At 50.3% G+C, this 18,388-nt stretch carries 18 protein-coding genes; 10 read left to right on the forward strand and 8 right to left on the reverse strand.

Annotated elements, in window-relative coordinates:
- Positions 1 to 527: LysR family transcriptional regulator (locus VFS25_RS15870; RefSeq protein ID WP_326463147.1), on the reverse strand; the 527-nt coding region annotated here is incomplete at its 3' end.
- Positions 528 to 623: 96 nt separating this feature from the next.
- Between VFS25_RS15870 and VFS25_RS15875 the strand changes: the two genes are divergently transcribed.
- From VFS25_RS15875 to VFS25_RS15900, 6 genes are all read left to right on the forward strand, one after another.
- Positions 624 to 1,523: an alpha/beta hydrolase gene (locus VFS25_RS15875; protein ID WP_326463148.1), complete on the forward strand. Its 900-nt coding sequence runs from the start codon at positions 624 to 626 to the stop codon at positions 1,521 to 1,523.
- A 157-nt stretch (positions 1,524 to 1,680) separates the two neighbouring features.
- Complete coding sequence (locus tag VFS25_RS15880; protein WP_326463149.1) at positions 1,681 to 2,004, forward strand: metalloregulator ArsR/SmtB family transcription factor; 324 nt, start codon at positions 1,681 to 1,683, stop codon at positions 2,002 to 2,004.
- A gap of 6 nt (positions 2,005 to 2,010) precedes the next feature.
- Positions 2,011 to 2,478, forward strand: coding sequence for an SRPBCC family protein (locus VFS25_RS15885; RefSeq protein ID WP_326463150.1), 468 nt, complete (start codon positions 2,011 to 2,013; stop codon positions 2,476 to 2,478).
- Between the two features lie 6 nt (positions 2,479 to 2,484).
- Entirely contained in the window at positions 2,485 to 2,898 is a 414-nt protein-coding gene (locus tag VFS25_RS15890; RefSeq protein ID WP_326463151.1) for a DoxX family protein, read from the forward strand.
- Positions 2,899 to 2,903: 5 nt separating this feature from the next.
- Positions 2,904 to 3,482 carry a YdeI/OmpD-associated family protein gene (locus VFS25_RS15895; protein WP_326463152.1) on the forward strand — a complete coding sequence of 193 codons (579 nt, stop codon included), beginning with the start codon at positions 2,904 to 2,906 and terminating at the stop codon, positions 3,480 to 3,482.
- Positions 3,483 to 3,515: 33 nt separating this feature from the next.
- The gene (locus tag VFS25_RS15900; RefSeq protein ID WP_326463153.1) at positions 3,516 to 4,091 is read left to right on the forward strand and encodes a DUF4256 domain-containing protein; all 576 of its coding nucleotides are present in this window, start codon (positions 3,516 to 3,518) and stop codon (positions 4,089 to 4,091) included.
- An 8-nt stretch (positions 4,092 to 4,099) separates the two neighbouring features.
- Here VFS25_RS15900 and VFS25_RS15905 read toward each other — a convergent pair whose 3' ends face one another.
- From VFS25_RS15905 to VFS25_RS15925, 5 genes are all read right to left on the reverse strand, one after another.
- The gene (locus tag VFS25_RS15905) at positions 4,100 to 7,270 is read right to left on the reverse strand and encodes a hypothetical protein (RefSeq protein ID WP_326463154.1); all 3,171 of its coding nucleotides are present in this window, start codon (positions 7,268 to 7,270) and stop codon (positions 4,100 to 4,102) included.
- Between the two features lie 109 nt (positions 7,271 to 7,379).
- Entirely contained in the window at positions 7,380 to 8,378 is a 999-nt protein-coding gene (locus VFS25_RS15910) for a hypothetical protein (RefSeq protein WP_326463155.1), read from the reverse strand.
- Between the two features lie 255 nt (positions 8,379 to 8,633).
- Positions 8,634 to 9,791, reverse strand: coding sequence for a hypothetical protein (locus tag VFS25_RS15915; RefSeq protein WP_326463156.1), 1,158 nt, complete (start codon positions 9,789 to 9,791; stop codon positions 8,634 to 8,636).
- A 9-nt stretch (positions 9,792 to 9,800) separates the two neighbouring features.
- Positions 9,801 to 10,079, reverse strand: a complete 279-nt coding sequence (locus VFS25_RS15920) for a SelT/SelW/SelH family protein (RefSeq protein ID WP_326463157.1) — start codon at positions 10,077 to 10,079, stop codon at positions 9,801 to 9,803.
- 33 nt (positions 10,080 to 10,112) lie between these two features.
- Positions 10,113 to 11,375, reverse strand: a complete 1,263-nt coding sequence (locus VFS25_RS15925; protein ID WP_326463158.1) for a TCR/Tet family MFS transporter — start codon at positions 11,373 to 11,375, stop codon at positions 10,113 to 10,115.
- 247 nt (positions 11,376 to 11,622) lie between these two features.
- Between VFS25_RS15925 and VFS25_RS15930 the strand changes: the two genes are divergently transcribed.
- Positions 11,623 to 13,560 carry a tetratricopeptide repeat-containing sensor histidine kinase gene (locus VFS25_RS15930; protein WP_326463159.1) on the forward strand — a complete coding sequence of 646 codons (1,938 nt, stop codon included), beginning with the start codon at positions 11,623 to 11,625 and terminating at the stop codon, positions 13,558 to 13,560.
- Positions 13,561 to 13,668: 108 nt separating this feature from the next.
- On the opposite strand, the gene VFS25_RS15935 is transcribed toward VFS25_RS15930, so the two are convergent.
- Together VFS25_RS15935 and ypfJ are read right to left on the reverse strand one after the other, a co-directional pair.
- Positions 13,669 to 14,181, reverse strand: a complete 513-nt coding sequence (locus VFS25_RS15935; protein WP_326463160.1) for a PPC domain-containing DNA-binding protein — start codon at positions 14,179 to 14,181, stop codon at positions 13,669 to 13,671.
- A 315-nt stretch (positions 14,182 to 14,496) separates the two neighbouring features.
- Complete coding sequence (gene ypfJ, locus VFS25_RS15940; protein WP_326463161.1) at positions 14,497 to 15,348, reverse strand: KPN_02809 family neutral zinc metallopeptidase; 852 nt, start codon at positions 15,346 to 15,348, stop codon at positions 14,497 to 14,499.
- 182 nt (positions 15,349 to 15,530) lie between these two features.
- Between ypfJ and VFS25_RS15945 the strand changes: the two genes are divergently transcribed.
- The 3 genes from VFS25_RS15945 (at position 15,531) to fdhD (ending at position 18,194) form a co-directional block, all read left to right on the forward strand.
- Complete coding sequence (locus tag VFS25_RS15945) at positions 15,531 to 16,490, forward strand: ATP-binding cassette domain-containing protein (RefSeq protein ID WP_326463162.1); 960 nt, start codon at positions 15,531 to 15,533, stop codon at positions 16,488 to 16,490.
- A gap of 28 nt (positions 16,491 to 16,518) precedes the next feature.
- The gene (locus tag VFS25_RS15950; RefSeq protein ID WP_326463163.1) at positions 16,519 to 17,280 is read left to right on the forward strand and encodes an ABC transporter permease; all 762 of its coding nucleotides are present in this window, start codon (positions 16,519 to 16,521) and stop codon (positions 17,278 to 17,280) included.
- Between the two features lie 83 nt (positions 17,281 to 17,363).
- Complete coding sequence (gene fdhD / locus VFS25_RS15955) at positions 17,364 to 18,194, forward strand: formate dehydrogenase accessory sulfurtransferase FdhD (RefSeq protein ID WP_326463164.1); 831 nt, start codon at positions 17,364 to 17,366, stop codon at positions 18,192 to 18,194.
- The last annotated feature ends 194 nt before the right edge of the window (positions 18,195 to 18,388 follow it).

Consider the following 18,388-nt stretch of genomic DNA (forward strand, 5'->3'; position numbering starts at 1 on the left):
TCATCAAATTCAGTAGTGTCTATTGTTGCACTACCTGCGATGATAAATTTCTCCTGCCGGATAGGCTCAAAAATAAGATGTTTATAGTCGGTCAGCTTAGTAGCGATCACAAAATCCAGTGTGCCCCTGTTTAACCGCCCAAGTAATTCTTTCGTGTGTCCAAAAGACAAAATAAGATTTGCGTCAATGGCGGTTATCTTTTCAGATAGTACTGCCTGAAAATATTCCTGTACAGCGCCTAGCCGGATAATGGGCGGCTGCTTTTTTATATGGGCGGCATTGAAATTAGCTTCCAAATTCTCCAGCTTCTCCAATGGCTCAACTACCTGGGTATAAAACAACTTACCGTAATCTGTAGGCATGATTCTCGGCTTCCGTTCAAATAATGCGTGTCCAACATGCGCTTCTAATAAAAAGAGATGCTGGCTTACATTGGGCTGGGATATAAATAAAATCTTTGAGGCAGCTGTAAATGATCCCGTTTGATAAACGGCTTTAAATGTTCTGTACCATTCCAAATTTACCATAAAATGAAGTTATAATTATTTTTATGACCACTCATAAAATAAGCTATTTCGATTGTACTTCCGTAAGATGGACATTTGTCTTCAAAAGATAAAAAAATGGAAATTTTACCACAAGTACAGGAGGTATTGACTTACATTCAGTCAGTTAATGTTGCACATATTAATGATAAGGTGCAAGCTTCAAGAGCACGCTATGAAAGGTTGATACCGCTTGCGGGAGCGCAGGAAGCGGTATTTTCAGTTGAGGACAAAACCACCAGGTTCCCGGACCGGGAAATTGGCATTAGGATCTACAGGCCCTCCGGCAAAAAATCATTACCGGCAGTAGTCTTTTTTCATGGTGGTGGTTTTTTCAAAGGAAGTCTTGAAACGCATGACCGCCCGCTGCGGCAGCTTGCTAATTTATCGGGCGTAGTCATTATTTCAGTGGATTACCGGCTTGCTCCTGAATATCCGTTTCCTCACGGCTTGAATGATTGCATCGATACAACTGAATGGATCATCAACCATGCAGCAGAACTGAATATAGACAGTCATCGCATAGCTGTAGCAGGCGACAGCGCCGGAGGTGCATTGGCCACTTCCGTAGCAGGAAAGCTGGATAACATTGTGTGCCAGGTACTCATATACCCGGCTACCGACTCATCGCTTACAACTCCCTCCTGGCGGGCGCTTGCAGAAGGTCCTATTTTAACTTTAAAGAGTGCCGTTGAGCTCTGGGATTATTATACCGAAGATAAAATAAGTGCGGCCCCTATATTCAACAATGATTTGTCAGGCATGCCGGATGCATTTATTATAACCGCAGAATATGATCCTGTGCGGGATGAAGGTATAGCCTACGCCGAAAAGCTTCGCCATGCGAATGTGCAGGTAACTGAAAAACGCTATCCGAAAATGATACATGGCTTCTTTCAGATGGGAGGTGTAATAGACCAGGGCAAAGAAGTAATTGCAGCTGTAGCAGACTATATCAGGTATAAATTATTAAGATGAAGAAGTTCGTTTGATAAGATCAAGAGCCTTGGGATCTTTGCCTGAAGGCTCCTGGTCTTTTATTGTTTTCCCACGCGCTGAAAAATGAACCGTTCCCCCAAAAAAAATTTGCGTAGCTAAATAACTACGCATATATTTGTAGTCAAATAGCTACGCAATGAATTTACGACGAGATGTATTTCAAGCCATAGCCGACCCCACCAGGCGCGCTATACTCCTATTGGTAGCCTCACAAGCCATGACAGCCGGTGCAATAGCCTCCAACTTTGACACCGCAAGGCCCACTGTTTCAAAACACCTACAGATACTCACCGAGTGCGAACTGCTTAAGCAAGAGCAAAACGGCCGCGAAATATACTATCACTTAAATCCTAAAAAGATGAAAGAAATCGCCGACTTCATTGAACCTTTCCGCAAAATGTGGGATGAGCGGTTCAACAAACTGGAAACTATCATGAAAAACTACAAATCAAAAAAATAGACTGATATGGAGCAAAAAACAAAAATCCACGCCGAAAACGGTAAACAGGAAATCGTAATCACAAGGGAATTTGAACTGCCGGTTGAATTACTCTTTAAAGCCTATGCAGAAGCCGAAATTGTAGAACAATGGATGGGCACAAAAGTCCTGAAGCTGGAAAACAAAAAGCATGGAGGGTATCAATTTGAAACAGCCAATGCCCAGGGAAATGTGCTGTTCCGGGCCAACGGCACCATCCACGATTTTGTTCCAAACCAGAAAATCGTTCGCACATTTGAAATGGAGAACGCTCCTTTTGATGTGCAGCTGGAGTTCCTGGAATTTGAAAAACTTACAGACAACACCAGCAAGCTCAATATGCATGTTATATACAGATCCGTTGCGCTCAGAGATCAACAGCTACAGCTCCCCTTTGCCCAGGGCATTAATATGGCGCATAACCGGCTGCAGGACATTGTAAGCAAATTAAAATAACACACCATGACAAAAACAAGCAAAATCATCTATTGGATCTCCACCGCCTGGCTGGCCCTGGGAATGATCTCAACAGGAGGCACTCAGCTGGTCAAAGCAAAAGAAGGACCTGGCGCAGTAGACAGTATGATACATTTGGGCTATCCCCTTTATTTTTTAACCATACTGGCTGTCTGGAAAATTTTAGGGGCTATAACAATACTTATTCCTAAATTTCCGCTGCTAAAGGAATGGGCATATGCAGGCTTTTTCTTTGCGATGTCAGGCGCAATATTTTCACATATGGCATTGGGCGATCCCGCGGCTGAAATATTCCCGGCGCTGCTGCTGCTGGTGCTAACGGTTGTATCGTGGTACTTCAGGCCCGCAGGCAGAAAAGCCGTTTCCGTTAATCAATCATTTCAACTAGCTACTAAATGAACAGCATGAATCCAAAGGTTGACTTCTATTTCGATAAAGCCCAAAAATGGCAGAAAGAAATAGAGAAACTAAGAATGATCGTTCTTGATTGCGGGCTTACCGAAGAATTGAAGTGGGGCTGCCCCTGCTACACCTACCAGCACAAGAACATCGTTTTAATTCATGTGTTTAAAGAATATTGTGCGCTTTTGTTTTTCAAAGGCGCCTTGTTACAGGATCCTGAAGGTATATTGATCCAGCAAACAGCGCACGTGCAGGCTGCACGCCAGATCCGGTTCACCAATCTGCAGGAAATAGTGAAGCTGGCCCCTGCCCTGAAAGCCTACATTCACCAGGCCATTGAAGTGGAAAAAGCCGGCCTGAGCGTGCCGCTTAAAAAAACCGCTGAATTCAGCATGCCGGAAGAATTTCAAAAAAGATTAAAAAAAGACGCCAACCTGAAAACTGCCTTTGAGGCATTAACGCCAGGACGGCAAAGAGCCTATATTCTTCATTTCTCTGCACCCAAACAAGCCAAAACCCGGGAGTCGAGGATTGACAAATATATACCGCAAATTCTCGATGGAAAGGGATTAAACGATTAGCAAACCAAACCCGGGGAGAAAGTAAACCAGCATATGAAAAACACGAACAGGAATAAACAGCAGCTGCCGGCCTCACAACGTGAAGCGCTGCTCAATACCTTAAAAGCCCGTTTTGAGAAAAACATGCACCGCCATAAAGGTCTTGACTGGGCCAACGTACAGGCAAAGCTGGAAGATAATCCTGGAAAACTGTGGTCGCTCAATGAAATGGAAGACACCGGCGGCGAACCGGATGTTGTGGGGTATGATAAAAAAACGGGCGGGTTTATCTTTTATGATTGCTCGGCGGAAACGCCTAAAGGCCGCAGGAATCTTTGCTACGACCGTGAAGCCCTGGAGTCAAGAAAAGAACATAAACCGGAAGACAGCGCCATTGATATGGCGGCCGCCATGGGCATTGCGCTTTTAACAGAGGCGCAATACCGCGAGCTGCAGCAGCTCGGAAATTTCGACACCAAAACATCGAGCTGGGTACAAACACCTGCTGCCATCAGGAAACTCGGCGGCGCCCTCTTTTGCGACCGACGCTATGATCATGTATTCCTGTATCACAACGGAGCATCGTCTTACTATGCTGCAAGAGGTTTCCGCGGCGCGTTAAGCATCTGAATGAAATTTTAAATCCCCAAAACCTTCCGCCGCTTTGCGCCGTTAGCACCTGTGCCGTTATGGATCAGCTGTCCCCGCGTGTGCCCGTGATCATATGCCCAGGTGCCCACAAATGCCTGCAGCCCGGTATTGTCGCGGCCATTTATATAGCCGTTGTAAAAATGGGTGTACGCTAATGTATACACGCCGGAGAATGCGCCCGGCGCTAATATATTGCCAGGGCTTGCCGCGGCGGCGTTGTAACCGTTCCGGTATTCCTGGAATCCATTATTAAAAGCTGCAGGCCAACCGCCAGGCATGGGTGTTGTGGGGTTCACCTCAGCAGTTTGGTAGCCCTGCTGGTAATGCTGGTAGCCATTTGTATAAGCCGCTGAATGCAGTCCGCCAAGGGGTGTGCCCGGCACTGCCGCTACAGATGCCTGGTAGCCGTTCACATAATCCTGGTAGGCATGGTTGTATGCCGCTGGATGCCCACCCGGCAAAGGATTAGCAGGTGCGGCCAGCGCTGCTGCATAACCCTGCTGGTAAGCATTGAACGCATTGTTATAAGCGGCCTGCTGGCCGCCTGGTAAAGGTGTGCCCGGCGCCGCCTTAGCAGCCAGGTAACCGTTTACAAAGGTTTGGTAGGCGGTTTTGTATGCCAGGTTATGTCCGCCGGGCACCGGCGTATCGGGGTTCAGCACTGCTGCCTGGTAACCGGCCACATAATCCTGGTAACCGTGCTCATAGCCGTTTCCATTGCCCGTAGGCATCACTGCCAGCGGGTCTGTTTGCGCTGCGATACGGCCACTGTTATATTCCGTTTTAGCCCGGTTATATGCATCATTACCAAACTCCGGATTTTCATCGCCGGATTTGATAGACACCAGGCCTGCCTGGTATGCCCGGTTGGTTCTTTCTGCCTGCACCCATGATTTCATGGTGCCATGCTCGCCCAACAGATCCGTTGTTGTGCCCCTGGCATGCGCCTGCTGCCCTTTCAGCCCCTCTGAAAGTTCATAATTTTCTGAATGTGCCTTAAACAACGGGCCATAGGTAGCCCAAACAACAGGAAACGCTTCCTGCAGCACCTCCTCCCACTCCACCAGCACCTTGGCCAGCTGCGCCGGAGAGTAATCCAGCCGCAGTTCGCCGCCAATTTTTGCCAGGCCTCCCCCCCAGCCTACATCCAGGTACTTCCTGCCCAGGCGTTTTACCAGTATCTCAAACACCTTTACGGATTCACCAGCTTCCAGCACTTCGCCTTTATGCACTTTCCTGGCTATCCCAAGCGCAGTACTCCTGTCGGATATATCTTTTTTATCCTTCCAGTCGGATTGCTGTAATTTCAGGTGGGCCCTTTTCTTTGCAAACAAATCATTACGGAACTTCTTTTCCCAGTCAGCCGGCGTCTTATCGCCCTTTTCCAGCTTGCCTAACCACGTATTGGCATCGGCCTCCCCATGCCCGGACGGTGTTACCTCTGCCTTGTAGGTCGTAAGCGGGGCAGACTGGTATACCAGCACATAATCCGCTACCACGTTTTGTACAAAGGCTGCCCATTCCAGGTCTGTGCGGCCATAACCGGCTATGGCAGCCGCCAGCTGGTTAATATTGGGAGCCAGTTTGGCTTTAAGGTTGGTTAAGCGTGTGCTGTTTTCACTGTTATAGCGTTCTAAGGTTGCTGTAGATACATCGCGCGATTTAAAATCGCTGGCTGCTATGAGGTTACTGCCGATCATACTATCCCAATCCTGGTTCTGTAATGACAGCCATTTCAGTAACAGCTCCTGCAGAAACTTTTTAAGCGTTCTGTTCTTGCCCAGGTTGGTCAGGTTCTGTAATACAAGTGTCCAGGAAACCGTATGCGATTTTTGCCCGGCAATGCCGTATTTGGTAACAGGCCGGTCATCGGGCAGCGCAACTTCCTTGATAGTATATTCCTTGATCTCGAAGTTTTCTGCCGGCAGCACCCCTCCTCCACCGGAAGCATTATTGAGCGCAATTTTAGCCTGGAACCCGCCGCTGTCTGCATCATCACCTACTTCTTCCGTTTCCGTAGGCACTTTACCCGGCTTGCTATGGCCTTTACCGCTATATGGCGCTACTGCCCTCCTGGCGGCATCAGACAGGTCTGCTTTAATATTGGCTTCATAGGTAGCCCATGTTTTGGGATATGCGCGTGCAAAGGTTTTTTCAAACTTCTCAAGCAACAGCGTAACTTCCGCTGCTTCATTAATACCCCCTACCATGCCAATACCGGGGTCCCAGTAAGCTTTGGCATGTGTTACCACTGCCAGTGGCGGCTGACCGGTACCGCCTGCTGCCTCCAGCCTTTGGAAAAAGTCGTTAGCCGCTGGTTCTCCATGTCCGGAGGGCCTGCTTTCGTGCACGCCGCTGGCGGAGTCCCCTATTTTTTGCGTAAACCCTGTATGCGTGGAAAGCGGCGCCAGCTGCAGGGCAACAAAATAATCAGTCACCAGGCGCTGTACAACACCATACCATTCCAGGAACGACTTGTCGGCCGTTTTCAGATCGTCAAAATAACTATCTGTGTACCGCAACAGGTAGGAATTGAAAAGCTCCTGGGCCTCCGCTTTCCTTCCCATGTCTTTTTGCTGTGCAAGCGCTTTCCAGTCTTTTTTCAGGTAATCATCTATAAATGTATCGAGCTTTAAACCCGTTACTGCTTCGTATGATTTTTTGAGCAGCGTCCAGGAAACGGAGTGCGCCATTTGAGTGGTGCCAAACTGGGTGGCCGGCCTGGCCTTGTCCGGCAGCTTAATGTTATCCAGCTGGTAATCCGCCGCCTTCTTTTTTTCCGCCCCTGCCCTGTCCAGCACTACAGATGCCGTGTAAGTAAATACGCCCTGTAATACCGGGCCACCGGGTGTTGTTGCCATTTCCTCCGCGTCAGCTGCGGGCATCCTGTCCGGATCCCCGTTTGTGTATGCAGGCTGCATCAGCTGCGTGGTGACGCCGTTGTGCAGGGTACGCAGGGTAGCCAGGTGATTGTTTACACGAGCCTGCAGCTGCGCGGCGCGTGTTACCTGGGAGCTGTTATTGGCCAGGCGCTGGTAATTATGAAGCAATGCATCCGGCGGCCGGCGGCTGCCTTTGGTAGCGCTTACATTGTCTGCCACAGCTTGTGTAACAGGTTGAGGAGAAGGTGTATTGATTTGCTTACTGGTGGCTTTCATAGTTATATGAGGGTGATCATGCTACGGGCGACGATCATCCTAAAGATAGTAAAACACTATCAGAATAAAGTGCTGCATCTACGAAATACATCCGGGTAATGCGCATCTGTTAAAACCGGAACCGGATGCCGGCATTGGCACCCAGGCCACCGATATTAATATAAGATTTCAGATCATTCGCCGGCTTGTTATCATCCTTGTAATTTGTTTTGGCGCCGCTGCTGCCTACCGGCGTATTGGAGCTTTGATCCAGCGTGGTTACATATTCGGTTTGCCGTTCTGCAGTGGACAGGTCGCCCAGGCTGCGGTGCTGTGTGCTGATCACCTGCCCGTTGGTAGTGTTCACCACCCGGGTATTTTCTTCATAGGCGGTTACCTCTTTCTTTTTGCTTTTTGCCGGCACATTGCGGTATTCTGCTTCTGCAAAAACATCCAGGCGGTTACATACGGGAATGGTTACACCCAGCGCGCCCTGGAAGCCCAGGGTGATGTTGGGGTGCACAGCTTCCTCCCGGTGAATGGTGGTTTGGGCTACTACATTCGCGCTTACCGGCGTGGCGGTTTGCGCATCGGTTTCAATGTACAAACGGCCCCAGTAAGGGATTACCATTCCAAAACGCACATACGGGTTTATTTTTTCATAACCCGGGCTGATAACCACACTGGGCGCAAAATCCAGCGCATTGGCATACCCGTGCGATTCAATGCTGCCTGCCACCTGGCCGCTGCCCTGCATGGTGGTGACCTGGCGCGTCATCAGGTTCTTTTTACTGTGATAATAATTGAATGCCGCTTCTATTGCAATGTAACGGTTTATATTCCAGCCAAAGGTAAGGCCGCCCCGTACGCCTTCGCCATACGAGCCGGTAAGCACTTTATCGGATATAACAGTGCTTTGCCCGGTAGCCGGGTTGTAGGTGCCGCGCACATCATGCGGCGCATACGGCCCTACATCGGGGAACTGCCCGGGAAATACGCTGAAGAAATAACCACCAGCGGCTTTCAGGTAAAATTTTGATGGTGCTGCTTTTGCCTGATCCTGGGCCATTAACGGGTACAAACCGGTCAGCATCAACATAACAATGGAAAGTAAGATCGCGCGTTTCATAAGATGGTTTTGTTTGGTTAACTAAACTCAGAACATGGTCATATTGGAAGTTAACGATTATACGCTGTAAAATCAAAAATTAGATGCGCTCACTTATCCGCCGGGAAGCAGGCTGCTCATTATCCTGAATACGCAAACATTATTGTTGCGGTACACGGAAAACAAATGCCCGTTATGCTACCGGCGGCGGCAGTACAACGGGCATAATTATACGAATTAACAGCCATTGGCTGTTTGGTTGTCAGTTACAGCGTATTAAAACGCTTCGGCCAGCGACAGGTATAACCCCGATTGGCGGGGCTCGCCCGGCCGCTTTTCGCCCCAGCCGTAATCCATACGGATGGTAAGGCGGGCGCTTTCGTCGTAGAACCAGCGGCCGCCTATGCCATAGTTAGGCTTAAAGCCGCCAAAGTCAAAGTTGTGGTTGTTGAATACGGAACCGGTGCCGCCAAAGGCCACCAGCGCAAACTTGGGCTGCATATGAATGAACCAGATGTTGATGGGTATTTTCGGGTCCAGGAAATAGCGGTACTCCGCCTGAAAGGCCAGGTAGTTCTGATCGCGGTAACGGCCGGCATAGTAGCCGCGCATCAGCAGATCGTTGCCCATTTCCGACAAAAAGTAAAAAGGTACCTGGCTGCCCTGTATGGTGTTGTAGTTAATGTTCAGCCCCAGCGTGCTTTTGCGGGATAGTGGTATAAAGTGCTTGCCCTGCGCTTCTATTTTCCATAACGCATGTGTACTTAAAAAGTCAGGCGCATACGCTACATTCAGCCGCGCCCAGCTGCCGTGGGTGGTATAGTTCTGGTTATCGCGGTTGTCAAAAATGCCGGTTACCCCTATAAATGTTGCATAGCCGCCGTTTTTATCTACCAGCGCCATACCCGGGTAAATGCCTTTATTATCTTTTGAATTATAGGTGTCGTGCTGGTACAGCAGCGACATACCGGCAAAAAAGTGGCCGCTGATGCGCCGCTCCCCTTCCAGCTGCACCTTATAACGTTTGTTGTTCAGCAGCGACTGGTCAGCCTTATGCGTGGTATCGCCAATGCCGTAAAAATAGATCGGGTAGTCATGGTAGCGCAGGTTGCTCTTGAAATGCCACAGGTTGGCATGCGTCCATATATCTGTTTTCAGGTCAACCTTCCACTGGCTTTTAGTAGTAACGGCCGGTATAAGGTTAATGGTGGAGTTGCGTGTAAGCGGATCGGGGTGTTTGTTATCTGTATAAAAGGAATATAACATGGCCGCTCCTATTTCCAACCCTTTTTCGGGGGAATAGGTGAGCACCGGCAGCGGAAAAAAGCTGTGGCGGCGGATGATGGTGTCCTTTAACACGTAGGGCGTGTCCTGTGCTGCTGCGCCCATAGCGGACAGCAGCAGTATAACGATAACGGTTAATCTTTTTTGCATGCTGATTGTTTACTTCCTGTCTGCATGGCCCAGGCTTTTGCCCGGCGCCACTTTATCGCGTACCATTTGTTTCAGTTCCTTTATCTCCGGGAAATGCCCCAGTACTTTCCTGTCCAGCAGCACCTCCTCTCCTACATATATCACAAAGCTGCCGGCTATTTCACTGGGACGCAGGGTAACGCCTCCCAGCTCGTCGGCAAACGTGGTCAGCAATTCCTGTGCCATCCATGCAGAACGCAGCAGCCAGCCGCATTTTGGACAGTATTCTATAGTGATGGTGGGTTTCATTTTAATGAATAATTAATAATGAATGATTAATAATTAATGAACGGGTATGTTATCGGCATTTACCGGGGTTTCTTTTTCGGAATGCCTGCTAAATGCATCCAGTGACCCGCGGCATAAAAATATAGACACCAGCGTTAGTACGGCCCCGGCCAGGAAAGGCATGCCCGGGAAATAAACGCGGGCATGAGGTTTGGAAAACGAGGCAAACAGGTTGGTCATAATGGGCGGGCCTACTACCGCTGTAAGGCTCATCAGGCTGGTAAGGGCGCCCTGCAGGCCTCCCTGCTCATTAGCCGGCACCTGGCTGGATATTACGCCCTGCAGCGCAGGACCGCAAATACCGCCCAGGCAGTACGGCACCAGGAAAACAAACATCATCCATCCTTCTGTAGCAAATGCAAACAGCAGCATACCAATAGTATATGCCAGCAGTCCCAGGTAAATAGACCACTTTTGCCCCAGCTTGGGAATGGTAACCCTTATCAGCAATCCCTGCACCAGGCCTACCAGCAGGCCTACAAACCCCAGGGAGTAGCCTACCCAGGTTTCGTTCCAGCCAAACTTGAACATGGTATAATAGCTCCAGGTGGATTGTACAGAGTGTGCGGCAATATATAAAAGCACCAGCGATGCAATAAGGCCCCGCACCACCGGGTAGCGGAACAGGTGCCAGAGCGAGCCGCCGGGTATAATATGCGTCCAGTTAAAGGCCCGGCGGTTTTCGGGCAATAACGACTCAGGGAGTATGAAGTAACCGTACAACAAATTCATGAACGTAAGCACGGCAGCCGCCACAAAAGGCGCGCGTGGTCCCCAGTGGGCGAAAAGTCCGCCAATAACCGGCCCGATAATAAAGCCCAGGCCAAAGGCAGCACCTACCAGTCCAAAGTTCTGCGCTCTTTTTTCCGGGGGGCTTACATCTGCAATATATGCGGTGGCGGTAGTAAAGCTGGCGCCGGTGGCCCCTGCTATTATACGGCCTACAAACAGCCAGCCAATGGTAGGCGCAAATGCCTGGAAAAGATAATCCAGCCCAAAGCCCAGCAGGGCCAGTAATAATACGGGCCTGCGGCCATAGCGGTCGCTTAGCCCGCCTACGATGGGAGAGCAAAAGAATTGCGTAATGGCAAAGGCAAACAGCAGCCAGCCGCCGTATTGGGCGGCCTCACTCAGGCCTTTGCCGGTAAGATGTTCTATCAGCTTAGGCATAACGGGAATGATGATACCGAAGCCGATAACATCTACTAGCACCGTTACAAAAATGAACCCCAGGGCGGAATTCCGTTTAACAGTCATGGCGGAAAATTTGGCGCAAGATATTCAATTAATTGCTTTAAATCCCGCCAGCTATACTTCCAGGGCTGCCAATGGTCCCAAATATTTTTGTTAACTGGGGTTTTAACTGTATTTTTATTCGACGGATGGTTATAATCTCTTCATAACCACCGCTTTGGGGCCTTACAACTGACTAACGACCGGGGACAATATCATGAGAGTACTGTATTACCTATACCTGGGCCTGACCTGCCTATTATCATTTCAGGTGAATCCGGGTTATGCTACAACCGTCATCAGCCCTGCCGACAGCTTGCTGCAGGTATTGGCAACGCATGCCCGGAAAGATACGGTACGGGTACAATTGCTGAATAAGCTGGGTCGCATTTACTTTACGCAAAACCCTGCCCAAACCACCCGCTATGCCAGGGAAGCGCTGCACCTGAGCGACAGCCTGCATTATACAGAAGGTTCCATATGGGCCACCCGCAACCTGGCCCTGGTAGAGAATACAAAAGGCAACCTGGATAAACAGATGGACATGACCCTGGCAGCGCTGCAGCTGGCGGAAAAATCGGGGCAGCTGCATATTGCCGGCATCCTCAATAATGATATAGGCAATATTTTAATAGAGCAGAATAATCCCGTACAGGCATTGCCGTACCTGAAACGCTCGCTGCAGATCAAACAGCGGTTCAAAGAGCAGGCCGAAATCGCCAAAACGCTGAACAACATCGGCTCGTGCTATATGCAGCTGCAAAAGCACGACTCGGCCCTGCATTACCTGCGGCAGTCGGAAAAGGTGAAGCTGTTGCTGCACGACGAGCGCGGGCTGGCCTTTACCTATGAGAACATGGGCCTAATTTACCTGCAGCAGGGCCGGTACGAATTATCCCTGCAGTACCTGGAAAAATCGCGGCGCTTTTACCAGGCGTCCGGCAACCAGATGGGCATTGGCAAAAGCTGGCTGAACCTGGCCAAGGTGAACACCCTGCTGAAACAGTATGATACAGCCGCCGCGCAGCTGCAGCAGGCGGCCGCCATAAATGCGGCGCAGCAGAACGCAAAGAATGAAATGATCTATTACCAGTACCTGGCGCAGCTTGACTCGTCACGGGGTAATTATATTACGGCGCTGCAGCACTACAATACCTACACATCACTCAAGGAAAAATACTTTGCTGTAGAAAAAGCCAAGTTCATTGCCAACACCCGGGAAAAATACGAGTCGGAAAAAAAGCAGCGGGAAAACCAGCTGCTTAAAGCCGCCCAGCAGATCCACCTGGCCACTATTCACCAGCAGCGCATACTGGTAGCGGCATGCGCGTTCCTGCTGGCGGTGCTGCTGGTAATAGCCCTGATGTTGTACCGCCTGTATAACCGGCAGCACGAGCTGTTACGGCAACTGAACAGCAAAAATGAGGAAGTATCGCAACAGAACACAATTATCCTTGAGCAGAATGTGAAGCTGGGCAGCCTGAACCAGGTGAAGGACAAAATATTCTCTGTTATATCGCACGACCTGCGCTCTCCCCTGGCCATACTCGAAGGCATGCTGTTCCTGCTGCGCGACGATAAAATATCGCCGGAGCAGTTCCGCACTTTTACAGATGACCTGTGGCGCGACATGAAGAACACCGCCTATATGATGGATAACCTGCTGAACTGGGCCAGCTCGCAGATGAAGGGCATCCGCATTAAGGCAGATGATTTTGAGTTTACCGGCGTAGTACGGCGGGAAATTGAGCTGCTGCAATCCCTGGCCCGGCAAAAAGAGGTTACCCTTACCCATCATTTACAACAACCGGTTATGGTATTTGCCGACCCGGATATGATGAAGTTAGTATTGCGCAACCTGATCAGCAATGCCATTAAGTTTACTGCCGGCGGTGGTAACATTGATATTTATATGCGCATCAGCGGCGCTTACCTTGAAATATGCGTGCAGGATAACGGCATTGGCATCCCGGAGAAAGACCAGTACAAAGCCTTCTCCAATATTTATTACTCCACGCCCGGCACCCGGCATGAAAAGGGCTGCGGCCTGGGGCTGCCGCTTTCCAAAGACTTTGTTGAGCTGAACAAGGGCAGCATATGGTTTCACAGCAAGCCCGGTGTTGGCACCAGCTTCTATTACACTATTCCCCTGTCGGAAGAAGATGTTCACCACCCTGCTTACACCGAGGATGTAGAGCAAACGGCGTGAGGAGAATGTGCAGATGTGCGGATATGTAGATGTGCAGATATGCAGATGAATGGCGGCGATGTGTTGCTGCAGTTATGGGCGCCTTGCCTTTAATTTAAAGCCCGGTGTTTAATCTTCAACTTTTTGCCTTTTACTTTTTGCTTTGGGCTTTTGGCTTTCTGCCTCAAAATCGTAGAAGTTAAGGCCTGCCTCTTCAGAAAATTTACGCGCTATAGTGGCGTCCAGCGGGTATATATAAAACTCCCCTGCCCCACGGATCTTTGCATCCAGCAAATGCCCGGCATAGGCGTTATAGCTGCTGCTGCCCAATGTTATATGCACATGCAGGTATGGTTTGCCGTCTTTTGTAGAAATGTTGCCGGTGAGGTTGGCAATTTCCATCTGCTGCTTAAAGGTTTTATCCACATACTTTTTAGTGGCCGGGTTAAAGAAACGCAGCGTGGCTTCATTTACAGCGCCAATACCGGTAATGCTGCCGGCGCTGATGTGGTTTTGGGTGATAAAGTCTATAAGGGCCTCTTTAATGCCGGACCTGTCTTTTATACTTAGCACATAGGTGCTGTCAACTTTTTTTGCTGTCCATAATGCGCCGGTGAGCACATCCTGTGCCTGTGTTTGCATAGTTACAACGGTTAAAGAAATGGTTAATAAAATTACGGCTGTTGCAGCCTTCCATAACCGTAGCAATGATGGGGCCATTTTAATTAATAATTAAGAATGAATAATTAATAATGAGGGCGATGTGTGTTTGTTTATCGGTGGGGGCATAACTGGCACAGCTGTATAATTAAGCATGAAGAATTAATACAAGCATTCATAATGACCGTGCTAAAAGCATGGGCTATTCATTATTACTGCAATCCCGGCCTTAATGTGCGCGCTTAAATCCTTTTAGAACACCGCCGGCATTTATTATTAATTCTTAATTATTCATTATTAATTAACCTCCGAAAACGTATCTCCCTGTTTAATATCCCCTGTTTCATAACCTTTTTTAAACCAGTACATGCGCTGGGCAGAGGTGCCATGCGTAAAGGCGTCCGGCACTATCCTGCCATTGGCAGCCTGCTGCAGCTTATCGTCGCCAACAGCGCTGGCCGCATTTAAGGCTTCCTCTATGTCGCCGCTTTCCAGTATGCTATCCATCTGTTGTGCGTGGTTGGCCCATACGCCGGCCAGAAAATCGGCCTGCAGCTCCAGCTTTACCGACAGCTTGTTGTATTCCGTTTCGCTCATACGGGCGCCCATAGCCTGCACCTTGTTGCTGATGCCCAGCAGGTTTTGCACGTGATGGCCTACTTCATGGGCAATTACATAGGCCATGGCAAAATCGCCCACTACGTGAAAGCGGTCCTGCATTTCGTTGAAGAAGGAAAGATCGAGATATACTTTCCTGTCGGCCGGACAGTAAAAGGGGCCCATGGCAGACTGGGCAAACCCGCAGCCGCCGTCGGTAGCATCGGTAAACAGCACCATTTTGGGCGGAACATAGGTCTTATTCATTTCATTGAACTGCTGCGTCCATACATCCTCCGTATAGGCAAGCACGGTAGAGGCAAAGCGGGCTGTTTCGTCGCTGCCGGCCGTAACCTGTTCTGCGGGCTGGCTGCTGCCCGCGCCGTTTTGCACCTGTTGCAGCACCTGCTGGGGATCTTTATTGAATAACAGTGCCAGCACAATAATAATAATGCCGCCAATGCCACCGCCGATACCTACGGTACGCATGCCGCCACCGCCGCCGCGGCGGTCTTCCACATTATCGCTTAAACGTTTGTTTTGCCAACGCATATGATGTTTTTTGAAGTAACAGATCTGCGGTTACAAGGTACTATTTTCTGTTTAACCATACACCTGCCTTTTAGCCTGCTTATTTCCCGTTTTCACCGGTTTTCACACTGCCGGTGGCCGAAACCCTGTTTCCTGCCCGGGGATGTACGCCTAGTTTTGGGCACAGATAAAAACTTCGTTACATGGAACATATTGTGCTAACCAATGGATTGAAAAAAAGCTTCCGGGCTGATGGTAAAACCATAGCAGCGGTGCGCGGTGTAAACCTGGCCGTGCCTACCGGTGAAATATTCGGTTTCCTGGGGCCTAACGGCGCCGGTAAAACCACTACCCTGCGCATGCTTACCACGCTGCTGCCTCCTGATGAAGGCACTGCTATGCTGGCCGGCTGCGACCTGCTGAAAGCGCCCCGCCGCCTGCGCGAACGCATTGGATATGTAAGCCAGGCCGGCGGCAGCGACCGGGGTATGAGCGCCTGGGAAAACCTGCTGCTGCAGGGGCAATTGTTTGGCATGCCGCGCCATGAAGCCGCCGCCCGGGCTAAAGCGCTGATCATGACATTTGACCTGGCCGGCATTGCCGACCGCAGGGCCGGCACGTACTCCGGCGGGCAGCGCCGCCGGCTGGATATAGCTATTGGCATGATGCACCAGCCGCAGCTGCTGTTCCTGGACGAGCCCACTACCGGCCTGGACCCGCAGAACAGGGCCCGCCTGTGGGATGAAGTACGGCGCCTGCGCAACAGCGGCGTAACCATTTTTTTAACCACGCACTACCTGGATGAAGCAGATGCCCTGGCCGACCGCATTGCTATTATGGACCAGGGCACCCTTGTGGCCGAAGGATCACCGCGGGAGCTGAAAAAACAGGTAGCCGGCGACGTGGTACAGCTGGGCCTTGGCCCCAACGGCACGCACCAGGAGGCGGTGCTGCGCCTGTTTGAGCAGCAGCCCTATGTACGTGAAGCAAGCTACGAGCAGGGCCAGCTACGGTTATATGTATACGAAGGTGAAGCGCAGCTGCCCGACATATTGCGCCTGCTGGACCAGGCACAGGTAAACCTGCAAACCATTTCCCTTTCCCAGCCTACCCTGGACGATGTATTCCTGCGCAAAACCGGCCGTTCACTGCAGGAGGCCTGATTTAAAAAACCATAAAAACACGATTACTATGTCATTCTTTTCAACATTACAACTATACTACGTACGCAAGGTAAAGGAGTCGCTGCGCAACCCGGGCTTCCTGTTTATGGCAGTGGGTACGCCGTTAATGTACCTGCTGCTGTTTGCGCCTTTATTAAAGCACCTTACCGGTATGCCCGGCTTCACCGGCGGCAATGTGCTCAATGTGTTCCTGCCTGGTGTAGAGGTGGTGATAGCGGTTTATGGCGGGCTGTATGTAGGCTTTGGGCTGGTTGACGAGATACGGCAGGGTATTATAGAACGTTTCCGCGTAACGCCCACCAGCCGCCTGGCCCTGCTGATGGGCAGCGTGCTGCGCGATGTAAGCGCTGTGCTGGCGCAAACACTGCTTATAACGGTGCTGGCTATACCGTTTGGCCTGGAGGTGCACTGGGGCGGCCTTGTGGTAATAATGGCGCTGCTGGCTATCATCAGCGCATTGTTTGCCGCCTTTTCCTATGCGCTGGCCCTGCGCATGAAAAGCGAAGACGCCATAGCGCCCATTATACAGGGTATATCTTTACCCATTATGTTGCTGGCCGGTTTTCTGCTGCCTATGGAAATGGCCCCGCACTGGCTGCAGGTAGCAGCGTTGTTTAACCCCGTATATTACGCAGTGGAGGCCTCCCGCGCCCTTATGGCAGGGCATATGAATGCGCCGGTGGTGCTGCAGGCCTTTGCCATGCTGCTGCCGGTAACATCGCTGGTATTCTGGTGGGCCATCCGCTCTTATAAAACAGCGGTAGCGTGACGATGTGCAGATGTGCAGATGACAATGGTAGTGGGGGTAGATGTGCACATTTTCAATTTGCCCATTTGCCTTAACTTTACTTTATGCAGCACTCCGCCCTTTCATACACCCGTATCAAAAAGATCTGCAATACTGTTATTACAGATGAGGAAGATGTGCTGGCCGCCGAAGAACCCCTGGAAATACAGCTGGTTTACGGCGCCGCAGATCACCCGCAGGAACAAAGTATTACTGTTACCATGCGTACACCGGGGCAAGACCAGGAGCTTGCTGCCGGTTTTTTATTTACAGAAGGTATTATCCGGCATGCGGCAGATATTGCGGAGATGCAATCCACCGGGCCAAACGGCAATATCATACGGGTACGGCTTCACCCGCATGTAAAGCCGGCGCTGCAGCCGGCAGCGCGCAATTTCTTCTCCAACTCCGGCTGCGGCGTATGCGGCAAAGCAGGTATCGCCGCCATATTCACCGCCGTACCCGCTGCTGATAAGCGTACGCGCTTTACCTTTCCGGCAGCGCAGCTGCTGTTGCTGCCCGGCAGCATACGCAACCAGCAGCGCCTGTTTGAAGATACCGGCGGTATACATGCAGCGGCCTTATTTAATGCCGGCGGAACGCTGTTGTTGCTAAGGGAAGATATTGGCCGGCATAATGCGGTAGACAAACTAATAGGCGCGGCGCTTACAGCGGGCAACATTCCATTGTCCGCCAGCCTGCTGCTGTTAAGCGGCCGGGCCGGTTTTGAGCTTATACAAAAAGCAGCCATGGTGGCCATACCCATTATAGCCGCTGTAGGCGCACCTTCGAGCATGGCCGTTAAAATGGCGCAGGAATGGGACATTACGCTTATAGGCTTTTTAAGAGAGCAGCGATGTAATATTTATACCGGTGAGGAACGGATTCTGGTGTAAGGGAAAGCAGAAAGCTGAGGGCAGAAAGCTCAACGCTGCGAACGGCATAAGTAATATATCATGAGATACGAGCATAACCGTAAAACAAACTATAAAAGCATTGCATGCACACCAAGCCGCAGCACATAGCACGTTGTACAAGCTTTTGCTTCTGCTAAAAATGCCCTGCATTAACCGTAAGCACTAATACATAG

Origin of the sequence: Chitinophaga sp. (assembly GCF_035761305.1) — a bacterium.
Taxonomy (GTDB): domain Bacteria; phylum Bacteroidota; class Bacteroidia; order Chitinophagales; family Chitinophagaceae; genus Chitinophaga.